The organism is Chromobacterium vaccinii, from assembly GCF_000971335.1.
GTDB classification, from domain to species: Bacteria; Pseudomonadota; Gammaproteobacteria; order Burkholderiales; family Chromobacteriaceae; genus Chromobacterium; species Chromobacterium vaccinii.
In genome coordinates this window covers 57,563-71,973 of sequence record NZ_JZJL01000013.1, presented here as the reverse complement: position 1 = coordinate 71,973, position 14,411 = coordinate 57,563, and the positions used below count along the sequence as shown (strand labels likewise).

Sequence of the window (14,411 nt, the reverse complement as noted above, 5' to 3'; positions counted from 1 at the left end):
GCCGCCACTTTTGCTATAAGAACTTGTTTTGCTAATCAAATTGATTTGTGTTGCCAGTGTTGTCGGAGACTCGGGGTGCAGTGGTGAAGAGCGAAGAAGATGAAATCAGTTTGTTGCAGGTTGCGCAGTTCTGCTTGGCGAATTGGTGCTTACTGTTATCCGGTTGCGCTCTGTCCGGCGCGCTGGGGCTAGCTTGGTCGTTGAGCATGCCAGATGTTTTTTCGGCAAAGACCCAGTTGCTGATTGCTGAGCCGATCGGGGCGAAAGGTGGGGCTGCGCTGCTGCAGAGCGACCCTGTGCTGAAGCAGGCAGTGGAAAAGTTTGGCCTTGCGGCGCGTTATAAGCGTGACAGCGAAAGCGAGGCCAAGTTGGCATTGTTGAATGGCCATTTGAAAGTCAACGTGGTAAAGGATCAACCGTTGGAAATCATGGTGACGGATCCGGATCCGGCCATGGCCGCGCGCATAGCCAACTATTTGGCCGATCTTTGCCGTCAGCAGATACTGGGCGCTCATATCACTGAGCAGGGTCGTAAGCTGTATGTGCTGCAAGGGCGGCTGACGACCTCCCGTGAGCGTTTGAAGCAGGCGGAGAAAGAGGTGCGTGCGGATATTCAAAGCGGCCGTTTGAAGCTGGATTCGACTGCAGTTCAAATGGTAAGTGGCTTTGCCAGTCTCGAAGGTATGCTTGCCGCCGGTGATACCAATAATCTCGATAGCGCGCTGATGCAGATCAAGATGGAATTGGCCAAGGCCAGCGGTGAGGTGATGGTCTTGCCGCCGGATTTGTTTACCGAGGTTCGAGACCTGTACTACCACCGTGCGCTGACTCAGGAATTGGCGAGACAGGTGCAGCAGGCGGAGTTGGTGGCCTCGCAGGACGTGCAAGTGTTGGTTGAAGCTACCCCGCCTCTGATGAAGTCTTCGCCCAAGCGCAGCTTGATCGTCGCCATGGCGGGTTTGATTGGCTTGGCGATTTCCACGTTGCTGGCGCTCGTCTTGCAATGGCGCCGATCGGGGCGCTTGGTCTTATCTCCTGGAAAATGATCGATTCGCTGGCCTGAGCCACAGCCCCGCTGCTTTTCGGCGGGGCTGTTTACTTTGAGGGCGGGACTGGCGCGGCAGGGGGGAGCTTGTGCAATATGTGGTTTTATTGATATTCTCCATGTAATTATTTTTTGAGTTATATATTTCAAAAGGTTATATTGATATGAAGAAGTTGATGCTTGCACTGATGGCCGCTGCAATCGGCAATCTCGCCCTCGCGGCAGACCTGGTGGACACGGTGAGGCAGCGCGGCACACTGAAGATCGCACTGGAAGGCACTTACCCGCCGTTCAATTTCAAAGACGCCAAGCAGCAGCTGACCGGTTTCGACGTTGAGATCGCCACCGAGATCGCGCGCCGGATGAAGGTGAAGCCGGAATTCGCCACCGCCGAGTGGAGCGGCCTGCTGGCCGGCCTGCAAAGCGGCAAGTTCGACATCGTCGTCAACCAGGTGGGCGTGACCGCGCAGCGCCAGGCGGTGTTCGATTTCAGCCAGCCTTACACCTACTCCAGCGCCCAGCTGATCGTGCGCAAGAACGAAAGCCGCGTCTTCAAGAACCTGGCCGACCTGAACGGCAAGAAGCTCGGCGTCGGCCAGGGCAGCAACTACGCCGACATGGCCAAGGCCGCGGCCGGGGTGCAGGTGAAGACCTATCCCGGCGCGCCGGAATACCTGCAGGATCTGGCCACCGGCCGCCTGGACGCGGCGCTGAACGACAGCTTGCTGATTCCGTTCGCGATCAAGCAGGCCAAGCTGCCGCTGAAGGCCGGCGCGCCGGTGGGCGACGTGGCGACGATGGCGATCCCATTCGCCAAGGGCAATCCGCAATTCAAGTCCGAGATCGACAAGGTCTTGAGCGGCATGAAGACCGATGGCACCTTCCGGAAGATTTCCGTGAAGTGGTTCGGCATCGACGTGTCCAAGGCGCCCGCGGCGGCGAAGAAATAAGCCGGTTTGTGATAGCATGAGCCGCACGCCCCTGCTTTAGCGGGGGCGTCGGCTTTTCAGGGAAGGGAAGAGATGGGCGATTGGATGGCTCTGTTCGAGGCGGCGCTGCCCGTGCTGCTGCAGGGCGCGGCGCATACGCTGCTGTTCGCGCTGGTGGCGATGGTGCTGGGCCTGGCGCTCGGTTTCGCGGTGGCGATGGTGCGGGTGGCGAAGCTGCCGGTCTTGTCGCAGCTGGCGGCGTTCTATGTCAGCGCGATGCGCGGCACGCCGCTCCTGGTGCAGATTTTCGTCATCTACTACGGTTTGCCGGGCGTGGGCCTGGAGCTGGATCCGGTGCCTGCCGGCGTGCTGGCCCTGACGCTGAATGTGGCGGCCTATCTGTCGGAGAGTTTGCGCGGCGGCATCGCCGGCGTGGCCAAGGGGCAGTGGGACGCGGCTTTCTCGCTGGGTTTCACCTGGTGGCAGACGATGCGACACATCATCGCGCCGCAGGCGCTGCGTTTGTCGGTGCCCAGCTTGTCCAACAGTTTGATCTCGCTGATCAAGGACACTTCGTTGGTATCGGTGATCACCGTCACCGAGCTGATGCTGGCGACGAAAGAAGTGATCGCCCAGACCTTCCAGCCGCTGCCGCTGTATCTGGCCGCTGCCGCCATCTATTGGGCGCTGAGCGCGCTGTTCGAGCGCTTGCAGCGCCATGTGGAGAACCGGCTCAATCTGGCGCATCAGCGCTGAGCCGTTGTTGGTTTCCGCCATATGAAAAAGCCCCGTATCGCGGGGCTTTTCGTTTATGCCGGCTCCGGCATGCCGTACATGCCGTCTATCAATATGCGGCAGCGCTCGGTGATCACCTTGCGGCGCAGCTTCAAGGTCGGCGCCAGCTCGCCGGCGTCCACGCACCACGGCTTGTCCAGCAGCGAGAACTTCTTGATGTGCTCCCAACTGCCGAAGTAGCGGTTGAAGCGTTTGACCTCGCGGTCGATCAGCTCCACTACCTTGGGATGGCGGCTCATCTCGCAGTCGGTGGTGTAGGAGATGCCGTGCTCGGCGCACCATTCCTTCAGCTTCTCGAACAGCGGCACGATCAGCGCGGCCGCGTACTTCTGGCCGTCGCCCACCACCATGATCTGGTCGATGAAGGCCGATTCCTTCAGCTTGTTCTCCAGCGCCTGCGGCGCGATGTACTTGCCGTTGCTGGTCTTGAACATTTCCTTCTTGCGGTCGGTGATGCGCAGGTAGCCGTTCTCCAGCACGCCGATGTCGCCGGTGTGCAGCCAGCCGTCGCGCAGCGCGTCCGAGGTCTGTTCCGGCTCCTTGTAGTAGCCGGACATCACGTTGTCGCCGCGCACCAGGATCTCGCCGTCGTCGGCCAAGCGCACTTCGACGCCGGGCAGGGGCAGGCCGACGCTGCCGATGCGCACGCCGCGGGCGGTGAACGGATTGGCGGAGATCACCGGCGAGCTCTCGGTCATGCCGTAGCCCTCGGCCACGGCGATGCCGGCGGCCCAGAACATCCGCGCCAGCCGCGGCTGCAGCGCGGCGGAGCCGACGTTGATGGAGATCAGCTCGCCGCCCATCGCCGCGCGCCATTTGCTGTACACCAGCTTGTCGGCCAGCGCGTGCTGGATCGCGTCCAGCGGCGAGCGGCGGCGGTTGGGGTCGAAGCGCTCGGCGCGGGCTAGCGCCCATTGATAGATGCGGCGCTTGGCGCCGGTCAGGTCGCGCGCCTTGCCCACCAGCTTCTCGTGAACCTTCTCCAGCACGCGCGGCACGGCGCTGAAGGTGTGCGGCTTGACGTCGGCCAGCGCCGACGACAGGCATTCCACGCTGGCGAAATAGATGCCGGTGCCGCTGTACAGGTAATAGAACACGCCGGCGCGCTCGAAGATGTGCGACAGCGGCAGGAAGCTCAGCGCGCGGCAGCGGCCCTGCGGCAGGCCGGTGAAGGCGGCGGTGGCCACCACGGTGCTCAGCACGTTGCGGTGGCTCAGCATCACGCCTTTGGAGCGGCCGGTGGTGCCGGAGGTGTAAATGATGGTGTAGACGTCGTCGGCGCGCGCGGCGTCGCGCAGCGCGTCCAGCTCGGCCATCCGCTCCAGGCGCGCGCGCTCGGCGATCTCGCGCCAGGAAGGCGCGCCGTCGATGTCGGCCAGGCCGTAGATCGGGCAGGACAGCCTGCCCAATGCCTCGTGCAGTTTTCGTTGCAATGCAGCACTGCCGGCGAAAGCCAGCTTGACCTCGGCATGCGCCAGGATATAGCGTGCATCATCAAGGGTGATGGTGGGGTACAGCGGCACGCTGACCGCGCCGATTTGTTGCAGCGCGATATCGACCAGCACCCATTCGATGCTGTTGTCGGCGGCGATGGCCACCTTGTCGCCGCGCTGGATGCCCATTTCCATCAGGCCCAGGCTGACGCGGTTGACGGTGTCCCGGACCTCGGCCGTCGACAGTTGCCGCCAAGCCTTGCCGGACTTCGCCGCCAGGCAGTCCGGGCGGGGATGGTTGGCGAGTTGGTGGGACAGGATGTCAAAAACGCGTTCTAGCTTCATGCAAACGATGGTTTTAATGCGAAACGCAGCAAAATAGCCCTATTGGCCGCCGCTGTAAAGTAAAAAACGGCGCTAGCTTGGCGAAAATCAGGACAATTTGCCGATATTTGCTCGCAATTGGCCTGAAATTTTGGCATCGTGATGAAATGAGCATGGCAAATGCATGATTTGCAAGGAGTTAGGGTTTGATTGTCGGGCAATTTGGCCCAAGCTCATGATTTAGAGGGATTTTTGTGAAATTCGCTACCCGCGCCATCCATGTCGGCTACGACAACGCCGAGCACAATCGCTCGGTGATGCCGCCGCTGTACCAGACCTCGGCCTTCGCCTTCGACCATGTCGGCGAAGATTTGCGCTACGCCTACGCCCGCACCGGCAATCCGACCCGCAGCGCGCTGCAGGACTGCCTGGCCAGCCTGGAGGACGCCAAGCACGGCCTGGCCTTCTCCAGCGGCATGGCGGCGATAGACGCGGTGCTGCGCGCCTGCCTGAAGCCCGGAGACGAGGTGATCGCGGTGGCCGACCTGTATGGCGGCGCTTACCGGCTGCTGACCCGGGTGATGGAACCGGCCGGAATCAAGGTGAGTTTTGTCGACCTTTCCGATCCGGCGAGGCTGGAGATGGCGATCACGCCGGCCACGCGGCTGCTGTGGCTGGAGTCGCCAACCAACCCCTTGCTGGGCATGGTCGACATCGCCGAGCTGTCCGCCATCGCGCGCCGCCATGGAGTGAAGGTGGCGGTGGACAACACTTTCGCCACGCCTTATCTGCAGCGGCCGCTGGCGCTGGGCGCGGACATCGTCGTGCATTCCGCCACCAAATACCTGGGCGGCCACTCCGACGTGTTGCTGGGCCTGGTGGCGGTGAGCGACGACAAGCTGCACCACGACATCCGCTTCCTGCAGAATGCCGCCGGCGCGGTGCCGGGGCCGCAGGACTGCTTCCTGACGCTGCGCGGCATCAAGACGCTGGCGCTGCGGATGGAGCGCCATTGCGACAGCGCCGAGAAGGTGGCGGCCTGGCTGCTGGAGCAGCCGGCGGTGGCCAAGGTGTTCTATCCCGGCCTGCCAGAGCATCCGGGGCATGAGTTGGCGAAGCGGCAGATGAAGCGTTTCGGCGGCATCATCAGCATCCAGTTGCAGGACAACAGCCGGGAGGCGGCCAGCCGCGTCGCGCAGAAGCTGAAGCTGTTCGCGCTGGCGGAGTCGCTGGGCGGCGTGGAGTCGCTGGTCAACCACAGCTACACGATGTCCCATGGCGGCATGCCGGCCGAGCAGAAGGCGGCGCTGGGCATCGTGGAGGGGGGCCTGCGGCTGTCGATAGGCATCGAGGACCTGGACGACATCCTGGAGGATTTGGCGCAGGCGCTGCGCGATTGATCGAACCGGGCGCGGGGCCCGGCTAGCTGGCAAGACCCTAGAACAAGGAGAATACGGATGTCTGCAGCGAGATGGCAGCAGTTGCAACTGAAGTTGCCGGTGATACAGGCGCCGATGGCCGGCGGCGCGACCACGCCGCAGCTGGCGGCGGCGGTGGGCGAGGCCGGGGGCCTGGGTTTCCTGGCCGGCGCGCTGCTGTCCCCGGCGCAGATCAGGAAAGAGGCGGACAAGATCCGCGCCTTGAGCGACAAGCCGTTCGGGATCAACCTGTTCGTCCAGGAGCGGCCGCAGCCCAATCCGGATGAGTTGGCGCTGGCGCTGGACCTGCTCAAGCCCTGGCACGCGGAACTAGGCCTGGATGCGCCCGCCGCGCCGGACAGCTTCTGCCAGCCTTTCGACGAACAGCTGGAAGCGGTGCTGGAATTGAAGCCGGCGGTGGCCAGCTTCGCCTTCGGCATCCTCGACGCGGAGCAGATGCGCGCGCTGGGCGACGCCGGCATCCTGGTGGTCGGCACCGCCACCAATCTGGCCGAAGGACTGGCCTGGGCCGCGCTGGGCGCGGACGCGGTGTGCGCGCAGGGGCGCGAGGCCGGGGGCCATCGCGGCACCTTCATCGGCGAGCAGGGGCAGTCGCTGCGGCCGATGCTGTCGCTGACCTATGAGTTGGCGCAGAACCTGCCGCTGCCGGTAATCGCCGCCGGCGGCATCATGCACGGCCGCGACATCGCGGCGGCGATGCGCCACGGCGCCGTCGCCTGCCAGCTGGGCACCGCCTTCCTGCGCTGCCCGGAGTCCGGCATCTCGCCGCTGTGGAAACAGGCGCTGGCGACGGCGAAGCCGGGATCCACCCGGCTGACCCGGGCGTTTTCCGGCCGCTACGCGCGCGGCCTGGACAACCGCTATATGGAAGAGATGGCGCAGTGGCAGGACAAGTTGCCCGCCTATCCGGTGACGAACGCGCTCACCGGCGCGATGCGCGCGGCCGCCGCCAAGGCCGGCCGCAGCGAGCTGATGTCGCTGTGGGCCGGCGAAGGCGTCGCCGACGCGCGCGAACTGCCGGCCGGCGAGCTGATCGCCCAGCTGCAGGCGGAATGGCAGGCCGCCTACCGCTAGTCTTCGCTTCGGTAGATGGCGACGGTGCGCAAGCCCGCGCCGTCTATCGCCGCCCGGTACATCCCCTCGCAATTGAACGGCAGCGCCACCCGGCCGTAGCGGTCGACGGCGACCACGCCGCCGGTGCCGCCCATGGTCAGCAGCTGGCCGTAGACCACGGCGTCGCAGGCCTGGGACAGGGTTTCGTCCAGATGGCGGACCCGGGCCGAGATTTCATGTCCGGCGGCGGCGCGGACGAAGTATTCGCCGTGACCGGTGGCCGACACCGCGCAATAGGCGTCGGCCCAGGTGCCGGCGCCGATCACCGGGGTGTCGCCGATGCGGCCCGGCCATTTGGCGGTGCGCCCGCCGGTGGAGGTGGCCGCCGCCAGCCGGCCTTGCGCGTCCAGCGCCACCGCGCCGACGGTGCCGTGCTTGCGGTCCTCGGAGATGTCCTCGTCCGAGCCGCCGTTGGCCAGCCTTTCCTTTTCCGCCAGCAGGGCCTGCCAGCGTTTGTCGGTGTGGAAGTATTCCGGCGGCCGCATCTCCAATCCTTCCCGGCGGGCGAAATCTTCCGCCGCCGCATACCCCAGCGTCACGTGGGGCGTGCGCTCCATCACCGCCCGCGCCAGCAGCACCGGGTTCTGCACAGCGGCGAGGCCGGCGACGCTGCCGGCGTCCTGGCGGCTGCCATCCATCACGCCGGCCTCCATTTCCTGCTTGCCGTCCAGATTGAACACCGAGCCGCGGCCGGCGTTGAACAGCGGATCGTCTTCCAGCGCGCAGACTGCCGCGCACACCGCGTCCAGCGCCGAGCCGCCGCCGCGCAGCACCGCGTGGCCGGCCTCCAGCGCCTGTTCCAGGCCGGCGCGGTAGGCGCGCTCCAGTTCGGCGTCCATGTCGCTGCGGCGCAGGGTGCCGGCGCCGCCGTGCAAGGCGAGGGCGATGGTCATGTGTCGATATCCAGGGGGGCGAGTGGACTGTTAGCATGAGGCTTTTGATGGGAGTTCGCCAGAGATGCGCAACGACGACGGTGTGGCGACCAGCGCGCTGGTTTTGTTGATAGGCAAGGATGGTTACTGGTGGCAGCGGCGCGCGTGGGATGACGACAGCCATCCGGGTTGCTTGGACTTCGCAGCCGGGGGCGGCATTGAGGCCGACGAAACGCCGCTGGCGGCGGCCGCGCGCGAATTGGCGGAGGAGTTGGGCGTGGCCGGCTTGCCGCTGCGCCCGTTGGGCGAGATGCGGCTGGACGGCGAGCGCTGCGCGCTGTACGACGCGCCGCTGCCCGAATCCTGGCGGCTGGGGCCGGAGGTGGCGGAGCTGCTGGCTATGCCGTTGCAGGCCTTGCGGGAACAGGCCTTGCATCCACAACTGGCTGACTGGCTTGGCAAGGCGGGCGGGCCGGGCGCATAATTGTCGAGTAAATTACTCAACAATTGGAGTGAAGATGGACGCCGCGCTGGAAGCCGAGATTCAACAGAAATACACCGTTGAAACCATCACCGACATGAAGCGCTGGACCGGCAAGCTGATCAGTTTCCGGCTGACGCGGCCGGACGGCTTCCGCTTCGCGGCCGGCCAGTTCGCCCGGCTGGGCCTGCCGCTGGAGAGCGGCGGCCAGGTGTGGCGCGCGTATTCGATGTGCTCGGCCGAGTACGACGAGTTCCTGGAGTTCTATTCCATCGTGATGCCGGAAGGCTTGTTCAGCTCCCGGCTGGCCAGGCTGCAGCCGGGCGCCGAGGTGATGCTGGACAAGCGGGCGATGGGCTTTTTCCAGGCCGAACGGCTGCCGGCCGGCAGGGACTTGTGGCTGATCGCCACCGGCACCGGCATCGCGCCCTACCTGTCCATTCTGAAGCAGCCTGGGGAGTGGCAGCGTTTCGAGCGCATCGTGCTGGCGCATTGCGTGCGCGAGGCGGCGGAGTTGTCGTTCCAGGACGAGATCGCCGCGCTGCGCGGCCATCCGCTGTGGCATGAGCATGGCCACAAGCTGCAGTACCTGCCGGTGGTCACGCGTAATGCGCCGGCCGGCATGCTGAGCCAGCGCGTGCCGGCCCTGCTGGAAAGTGGCGAGCTGGCGGCGCGCGCCGGCATCGAGATGTCGCCGGAGCACAGCCGTTTCATGTTGTGCGGCAACCCGAAGATGGTGGAAGACACCCACCGCCAGTTGATGAAGATGGGCTACCGGATGACCCGGCAGAACGCGCCGGGCCATATCGTGCTGGAAAACGGCTGGTAAGCGCTTGGCCCCGCCGAGTAAACTCCTGCTGCGTCGGCGCGCCCTGCCTCAGGCATGAAACAGCATGTTGTTAGCGGCACTAAGCCGCGGCCAGCGCGCTTTCCTCGCGCAGCAGCGACAGATTGATCAGATCCTGGTAGCGGCCCAGCCAGAAGCCGGCCTGGCGGGCTCGGCCTTCCGTCTTGAAGTCCAGCCGTTCCAGCAGCGTCAGCGAAGCCTGGTTGTCCGGATGGACCTGGGCCTCGATCCGGTTCAGCTCCATATGTTCGAAGCCCCAGGCCAGCGCGGCGCGCAGCGCCTCGCTCATCAGGCCTTGTCCCTGGCGGCCGCGCGCCAGTTCGTAGCCCAGCGTGCAGCAGCGCCAGCCCGGGTTCCATTTGAACAGGCCGATGCTGCCGATCAGGGAGCCGCCTTCGCGCGGAGCCAGTCCCCAGCGGACACCGGGCGCGGGCAGGTTTCGCCAGCCGGCAAACTTCTCCACCATTTGCCGGGCCTGTTCCAGCGTGGTGAGCGGATCGGTGCCGAACCAGCGCATCGCGTCGGCGTCGCCGTGGATGTCCAGCAGCGCCGGCGCGTCGTCCAGCGTGATTTCGCGCAGCGCCAGCCGCGGGGTATGCAGGGTCGGGAAGTCCATTAATCCTCCTGGTCAGGACAAATAGATATACCCTAAACGCCGCGGCCCTTCAAACCTGGACGCGCGTCTGTTCGCGTCAGGATGATGCCGGTATGATGAATGCCTTCGTCACCGGTAACGGAGCCCCGCGCATGCCCACCCTGTCCACCCTGCTGTTGTTCTCCCTCGCCTGTCTCGCGCTGGCCGCCACGCCCGGCCCCGACATGCTGCTGATCGCCAGCCGCAGCGCCGGGCAGGGCCTGCGCGCCGGCTTCGCCACCTTGTTCGGCATCCAGCTTGGCACCTATTGCCACGCCCTGCTGGCGGCGCTGGGCCTGGCCCAGTTGTTCGTGCTGGTGCCGGTGGCCTACGACGCGGTGCGCATCGCCGGCGCCGCCTATCTGCTGTATCTGGCCTGGACCACCTTGCGCAGCAAGAGCGTGCTGCGCGCGGCCGAGCCCGGCGCCGACGGCAAGCCCTTGGTGCGCATCGCGCTGCAGGGGCTGACCACCAATCTGCTCAATCCCAAGATGGCGCTGTTCGTGCTGGCGCTGTTCCCGCAGTTCGTCGAGCCGCAGGCCGGTCCGGTGGCGCTGCAGATCATGCTGCTGGCCACGGTGCTGAACGTGGTGGGCTTCGGTGTCAACGCGCTGGTGATCGTCGCTAGTGGCCGCATGGGCCGAGCGTTGGCGGGCGGCAAGGGCGGACGCTGGCCGCAATATCTGCTGGCGACGGTATTCGGCGGCCTGGCTTTGCGCTTGCTGGCAGCGGGGCAGAAGTGAACGGGGCCGGCCCGGGCGACGGCGCTTAATCCCTCCCCGGTTTTGCTCTACCATGGCTTATGACCGCCGTCCGCAACGGGCGGCGGCGGGCCGATGGACATCGGCCCGGATGCCGCCGGATGCCAGTGTATGAAGCCTGCCGATGAAGACGAAGACATCGCCTCCCGCCTGATGTCGCTGCAACGGGATTGTCCGCTGCTGATTTCCCTGTTCGACGAGCGCGATTGCCTGCGCTACGCCAACCCGGCTTTTTGCGCGGCGCTGGGGGTGGCGCCGGATGAGCGCATCAGCTGGGAGCGGCTGATGCGGCGCAATTATCAAAACCGCCAGGGCACGCAGATCCAGACCCGGGATTTCGAATCCTGGCTCGCCTCGGCGAAATCGCGCCGGGCCAAGCTGCCGTTCCGCGCGTTCGAAACCGATCTGGCCGACGGCCGCTGGATCTGGATGACCGAGACCACGCAGACGGGCGGCTGGATGCTGTGCGTCGGCAGCGAGATCACCGAGCTGCGCGTCGGCGAGCGCGAGCTCAGGCAGGCGCGCGACCTGGCGCAGCGCGCGGCGCTGACCGACCCCTTGACTGGCATCGGCAATCGCGGCCACATTCTGCAGCAGATGGACGGCCTGGTGGAGCAATACCATGGCGGCGCCTGCCAGGCCGCCGCGGTGGCCATCCTGGATCTGGACAATTTCAAGCTGATCAACGACTTGAAGGGCCATCTGGCCGGCGACGCGGTGCTGCGCGATTTCGCGCATAGGTTGCAGCCCTTGCTGAAGCCCCATGACAGTCTGGGGCGGCTGGGCGGGGAGGAGTTTCTGCTGCTGTTGCCCGGCAGCGGCCTGGAGCAGGCGGAAGCGTTGATCCGCACCATACTGTCCGATGTGCAGTCGTCGCGGCCGCTGGCGGATGACCCGGCCTTCTCCTACACCTGTTCGATCGGAATGTCGCTGCTTCGCGCCGGCGACGATCTGTCGGCGCCGCTGGGCCGGGCGGACGAAGCCTTGTATCAAGCCAAGGCCGGCGGGCGCAATACCTGGCGCGTGCGGCTTTAAGTTGGGAGCGGCATGAAAAAAGGCGGGATCGCTCCCGCCTTCTTTGTTTCCGGCTACTGTCTTATTGCTTGACGCAGTCCACGCAGTAAACCTTGCGGTCCTGCACCTCCACCGCCACCAGCCCGTGGACGTCGGTTTCGAAGCCCGGCAGCTCGCGGTTGAAGGCTTGGGCGAAGCGCAGGTAGTCGACGATGGTTTTGTTGAAGCGCTCGCCCGGTATCAGCAGCGGGATGCCCGGCGGGTACGGCGTCAGCAGCACCGCGGTGACGCGGCCTTCCAGCTGGTCCACCGGCACGCGCTCGATCTCGCGGTGCGCCATCTTGGCGAAGGCGTCGGCCGGGCGCATCGCCGGCTCCATGTCGGACAGGTAGATGTCGGTGGTCAGGCGCGCCACGTCGTGCTTGGTATACAGGCCGTGGATGCGCTGGCACAGGTCCTGCAGGCCGACGCGATCGTATTGCGGGTACTTGGCGACGAATTCCGGCATCACGCGCCACAGCGGCTGGTTCTTGTCGAAATCGTCCTTGAACTGCTGCAGCAGCGAGATCAGCGTGTTCCAGCGGCCCTTGGTGATGCCGATGGTGAACATGATGAAGAAGCTGTACAAGCCGGTTTTTTCCACCACCACGCCGTGTTCGGTCAGGTACTTGGTGACGATGGCGGCCGGGATGCCCATTTCCTCGAAGCTGCCGTCCACGTCCAGGCCCGGCGTCAGCACGGTGGCCTTGATCGGGTCCAGCATGTTGAAGCCGTCCTCGATGCCGGCGAAGCCGTGCCAGCGCTCGTCGGGGCGCAGCGTCCAGTCGGTCTGGTCGCAGATGCCGTCGTCGGACAGGTCGTCCGGGCCCCACACGCTGAACCACCAGTCGCGGCCGTATTCCTCGTCCACCTTGCGCATCGCGCGGCGGAATTCCATCGCCTCCACCAGCGACTCTTCAACCAGCGACTGGCCGCCCGGCTGCTCCATCATCGCGGCGGCCACGTCGCAGCTGGCGATGATCGAGTATTGCGGGCTGGTCGAGGTGTGCATCAGGTAAGCCTCGTTGAACCAGGCGGTGTCCAGCTGGCGGTTCTGCGGGTCCTGCACCAGGATTTGCGAAGCCTGGCTGATGCCGGCCAGCAGTTTGTGAGTGGACTGGGTGGAGAACACCAAGCTGTCCTCGCAGCGCGGACGGCCTTCGCCGATGGCGTGGAAGTCGCGGTAGAAATCATGGAAGCAGGCGTGCGGCAGCCAGGCTTCGTCGAAGTGCAGCGTGTCCACCTCGCCGTCCAGCAGGCCCTTGATCTCCTCGACGTTGTACAGGATGCCGTCGTAGGTGGACTGGGTCAGCGTCAGGATGCGCGGCTTGCGGTTGGGGCGCTGCTCCAGCATTTCGCGCGCGAACGGATTGGCCAGGATCTTCTTCTTGATGGTGTCCGGCTGGAATTCGGATTTCGGAATCGGACCGATGATGCCGTAGTGGTTGCGCGTCGGCATCAGGAACACCGGGATCGCGCCGGTCATGATGATGGCGTGCAGGTTCGACTTATGGCAGTTGCGGTCCACCAGCACGATGTCGCCGGCGGCGACGCAGCTGTGCCAGACGATCTTGTTCGAGGTCGAGGTGCCGTTGGTGACGAAGAACAGGTGGTCGGCGTTGAAGATGCGGGCGGCGTTGCGCTCGGACGCCGCCACCGGGCCGGTGTGGTCCAGCAGCTGGCCCAGCTCGTCCACCGCGTTGCACACGTCGGCGCGCAGCATGTTCTCGCCGAAGAACTGGTGGAACATCTGGCCCACCGGACTCTTCAGGAAGGCCACGCCACCGGAGTGGCCGGGGCAGTGCCAGGAATAGGAGCCGTCGTAGGCGTAGTCCACCAGCGCGCGGAAGAACGGCGGCGCCAGATTGTCCAGATAGCTCTTGGCCTCGCGGATGATGTGGCGGGCGACGAATTCCGGCGTGTCCTCGTGCATGTGGATGAAGCCATGCAGCTCGCGCAGGATGTCGTTGGGAATGTGGCGCGCGGTGCGGGTTTCGCCGTACAGGTAGACCGGGATGTCCGGATTGCGGCGGCGGATCTCGGCGACGAAGCCGTACAGATTGCCCAGCGACTCTTGGGCCGAGTCCACGGTCTGGAATTCCTCGTCGTCTATCGACAGGATGAAGCCGGCGGCGCGGCTCTGCTGCTGGGCGAAGGAGGTGAGGTCGCCGTAGCTGGTGTAGCCGATCACGCTCATGCCTTCCGCCTCCATGGCGGCGGCCAGTTCGCGGATGCCGGAGCCGCTGGTGTTTTCCGAGCGGAAATCCTCGTCGATGATCACGATGGGGAAGTGAAAACGCATACCTGAGTCCTTGTTGCTGTTAACTCGGACATTGCAGCGGAGCCGATGGCGTCACCGGACTTTGCCGCGGCAATGTCGCTAGGTGCGCGTGGGGCGCAGATCTGTACGCACGGGCAGAAGAACGGGTCTTCGCCGCCGCCCTGGAGGCTGGCCTTGAGGCGCGAAATAGTGGGCTGGGCCTTGCTGGGGGAGGGCGAGCCGCCGTGTCTGGACAACAGGCGGGGCGCCGCGCCGAGCGCGGAACAGCCGATCTAAAACAGGGTCGCTTTGCGCCGCGGTCCGTACCTGGCGACCATCGGTCGCTTCACGTCAGCCGGCCTGGAGAACATCCCAAGAAGCGCGCATTGTAGACCCTTTGCCTGTCATGTTGTTGTGCGTTGCGG

13 protein-coding genes are annotated in these 14,411 nt (G+C 65.2%); 9 read left to right on the top strand and 4 right to left on the bottom strand.

Annotated elements, in window-relative coordinates; all coding sequences use genetic code 11:
• Positions 1-83: 83 nt before the first annotated feature.
• From VL52_RS08860 to VL52_RS08850, 3 genes are all read left to right on the top strand, one after another.
• Positions 84-1,046 carry a GumC domain-containing protein gene (locus tag VL52_RS08860; RefSeq protein ID WP_160298929.1) on the top strand — a complete coding sequence of 321 codons (963 nt, stop codon included), beginning with the start codon at positions 84-86 and terminating at the stop codon, positions 1,044-1,046.
• Positions 1,047-1,221: 175 nt separating this feature from the next.
• Entirely contained in the window at positions 1,222-1,995 is a 774-nt protein-coding gene (locus VL52_RS08855) for a transporter substrate-binding domain-containing protein (RefSeq protein WP_235429248.1), read from the top strand.
• A gap of 72 nt (positions 1,996-2,067) precedes the next feature.
• Positions 2,068-2,730 carry an amino acid ABC transporter permease gene (locus VL52_RS08850; protein WP_046156687.1) on the top strand — a complete coding sequence of 221 codons (663 nt, stop codon included), beginning with the start codon at positions 2,068-2,070 and terminating at the stop codon, positions 2,728-2,730.
• Positions 2,731-2,783: 53 nt separating this feature from the next.
• Here the strand turns inward: VL52_RS08850 and VL52_RS08845 are convergent, their stop codons facing one another.
• Positions 2,784-4,547: an AMP-dependent synthetase/ligase gene (locus VL52_RS08845; RefSeq protein ID WP_046156686.1), complete on the bottom strand. Its 1,764-nt coding sequence runs from the start codon at positions 4,545-4,547 to the stop codon at positions 2,784-2,786.
• A 233-nt stretch (positions 4,548-4,780) separates the two neighbouring features.
• On the opposite strand from VL52_RS08845, the gene VL52_RS08840 reads away from it, so the two are divergent.
• Positions 4,781-5,926: a trans-sulfuration enzyme family protein gene (locus tag VL52_RS08840; RefSeq protein ID WP_046156685.1), complete on the top strand. Its 1,146-nt coding sequence runs from the start codon at positions 4,781-4,783 to the stop codon at positions 5,924-5,926.
• 57 nt (positions 5,927-5,983) lie between these two features.
• A complete protein-coding gene (locus VL52_RS08835) occupies positions 5,984-7,039 on the top strand; it encodes an NAD(P)H-dependent flavin oxidoreductase (RefSeq protein WP_046156684.1) in 1,056 nt (351 codons plus the stop codon).
• Here VL52_RS08835 and VL52_RS08830 read toward each other — a convergent pair.
• On the bottom strand, positions 7,036-7,971 hold the full coding sequence (locus VL52_RS08830; RefSeq protein ID WP_046156683.1) for an isoaspartyl peptidase/L-asparaginase family protein: 936 nt from the start codon (positions 7,969-7,971) through the stop codon (positions 7,036-7,038). The two genes, VL52_RS08835 and VL52_RS08830, sit on opposite strands and share 4 nt — an antisense overlap.
• Positions 7,972-8,035: 64 nt before the next feature.
• On the opposite strand from VL52_RS08830, the gene VL52_RS08825 reads away from it, so the two are divergent.
• Positions 8,036-8,434, top strand: a complete 399-nt coding sequence (locus VL52_RS08825) for an NUDIX domain-containing protein (protein WP_046156682.1) — start codon at positions 8,036-8,038, stop codon at positions 8,432-8,434.
• A gap of 34 nt (positions 8,435-8,468) precedes the next feature.
• On the top strand, positions 8,469-9,260 hold the full coding sequence (locus VL52_RS08820; protein WP_046156681.1) for a ferredoxin--NADP reductase: 792 nt from the start codon (positions 8,469-8,471) through the stop codon (positions 9,258-9,260).
• A 79-nt stretch (positions 9,261-9,339) separates the two neighbouring features.
• On the opposite strand, the gene VL52_RS08815 is transcribed toward VL52_RS08820, so the two are convergent.
• On the bottom strand, positions 9,340-9,894 hold the full coding sequence (locus VL52_RS08815) for a GNAT family N-acetyltransferase (RefSeq protein WP_046156680.1): 555 nt from the start codon (positions 9,892-9,894) through the stop codon (positions 9,340-9,342).
• 131 nt (positions 9,895-10,025) lie between these two features.
• Here VL52_RS08815 and VL52_RS08810 point away from each other — a divergent pair, with 131 nt between their 5' ends.
• A complete protein-coding gene (locus VL52_RS08810) occupies positions 10,026-10,655 on the top strand; it encodes a LysE family translocator (protein WP_046156679.1) in 630 nt (209 codons plus the stop codon).
• A gap of 129 nt (positions 10,656-10,784) precedes the next feature.
• Positions 10,785-11,708: a GGDEF domain-containing protein gene (locus VL52_RS08805; RefSeq protein WP_046156678.1), complete on the top strand. Its 924-nt coding sequence runs from the start codon at positions 10,785-10,787 to the stop codon at positions 11,706-11,708.
• A 61-nt stretch (positions 11,709-11,769) separates the two neighbouring features.
• Here the strand turns inward: VL52_RS08805 and VL52_RS08800 are convergent, their stop codons facing one another.
• Positions 11,770-14,028 (bottom strand): arginine/lysine/ornithine decarboxylase, encoded by a 2,259-nt coding sequence (locus tag VL52_RS08800; RefSeq protein WP_046156677.1) that lies wholly within the window; start codon positions 14,026-14,028, stop codon positions 11,770-11,772.
• Positions 14,029-14,411 lie beyond the last annotated feature (383 nt).

Bases quoted from the DNA above. Each gene is read 5' to 3' on its own strand.
- VL52_RS08830 (WP_046156683.1), bottom strand. From the start codon at position 7,971: ATGACCATCGCCCTCGCCTTGCACGGCGGCGCCGGCACCCTGCGCCGC.
- VL52_RS08810 (WP_046156679.1), top strand. From the start codon at position 10,026: ATGCCCACCCTGTCCACCCTGCTGTTGTTCTCCCTCGCCTGTCTCGCG.
- VL52_RS08805 (WP_046156678.1), top strand. From the start codon at position 10,785: ATGAAGCCTGCCGATGAAGACGAAGACATCGCCTCCCGCCTGATGTCG.
- VL52_RS08835 (WP_046156684.1), top strand. From the start codon at position 5,984: ATGTCTGCAGCGAGATGGCAGCAGTTGCAACTGAAGTTGCCGGTGATA.
- VL52_RS08825 (WP_046156682.1), top strand. From the start codon at position 8,036: ATGCGCAACGACGACGGTGTGGCGACCAGCGCGCTGGTTTTGTTGATA.
- VL52_RS08800 (WP_046156677.1), bottom strand. From the start codon at position 14,028: ATGCGTTTTCACTTCCCCATCGTGATCATCGACGAGGATTTCCGCTCG.
- VL52_RS08815 (WP_046156680.1), bottom strand. From the start codon at position 9,894: ATGGACTTCCCGACCCTGCATACCCCGCGGCTGGCGCTGCGCGAAATC.
- VL52_RS08855 (WP_235429248.1), top strand. From the start codon at position 1,222: ATGCTTGCACTGATGGCCGCTGCAATCGGCAATCTCGCCCTCGCGGCA.
- VL52_RS08850 (WP_046156687.1), top strand. From the start codon at position 2,068: ATGGGCGATTGGATGGCTCTGTTCGAGGCGGCGCTGCCCGTGCTGCTG.
- VL52_RS08820 (WP_046156681.1), top strand. From the start codon at position 8,469: ATGGACGCCGCGCTGGAAGCCGAGATTCAACAGAAATACACCGTTGAA.
- VL52_RS08845 (WP_046156686.1), bottom strand. From the start codon at position 4,547: ATGAAGCTAGAACGCGTTTTTGACATCCTGTCCCACCAACTCGCCAAC.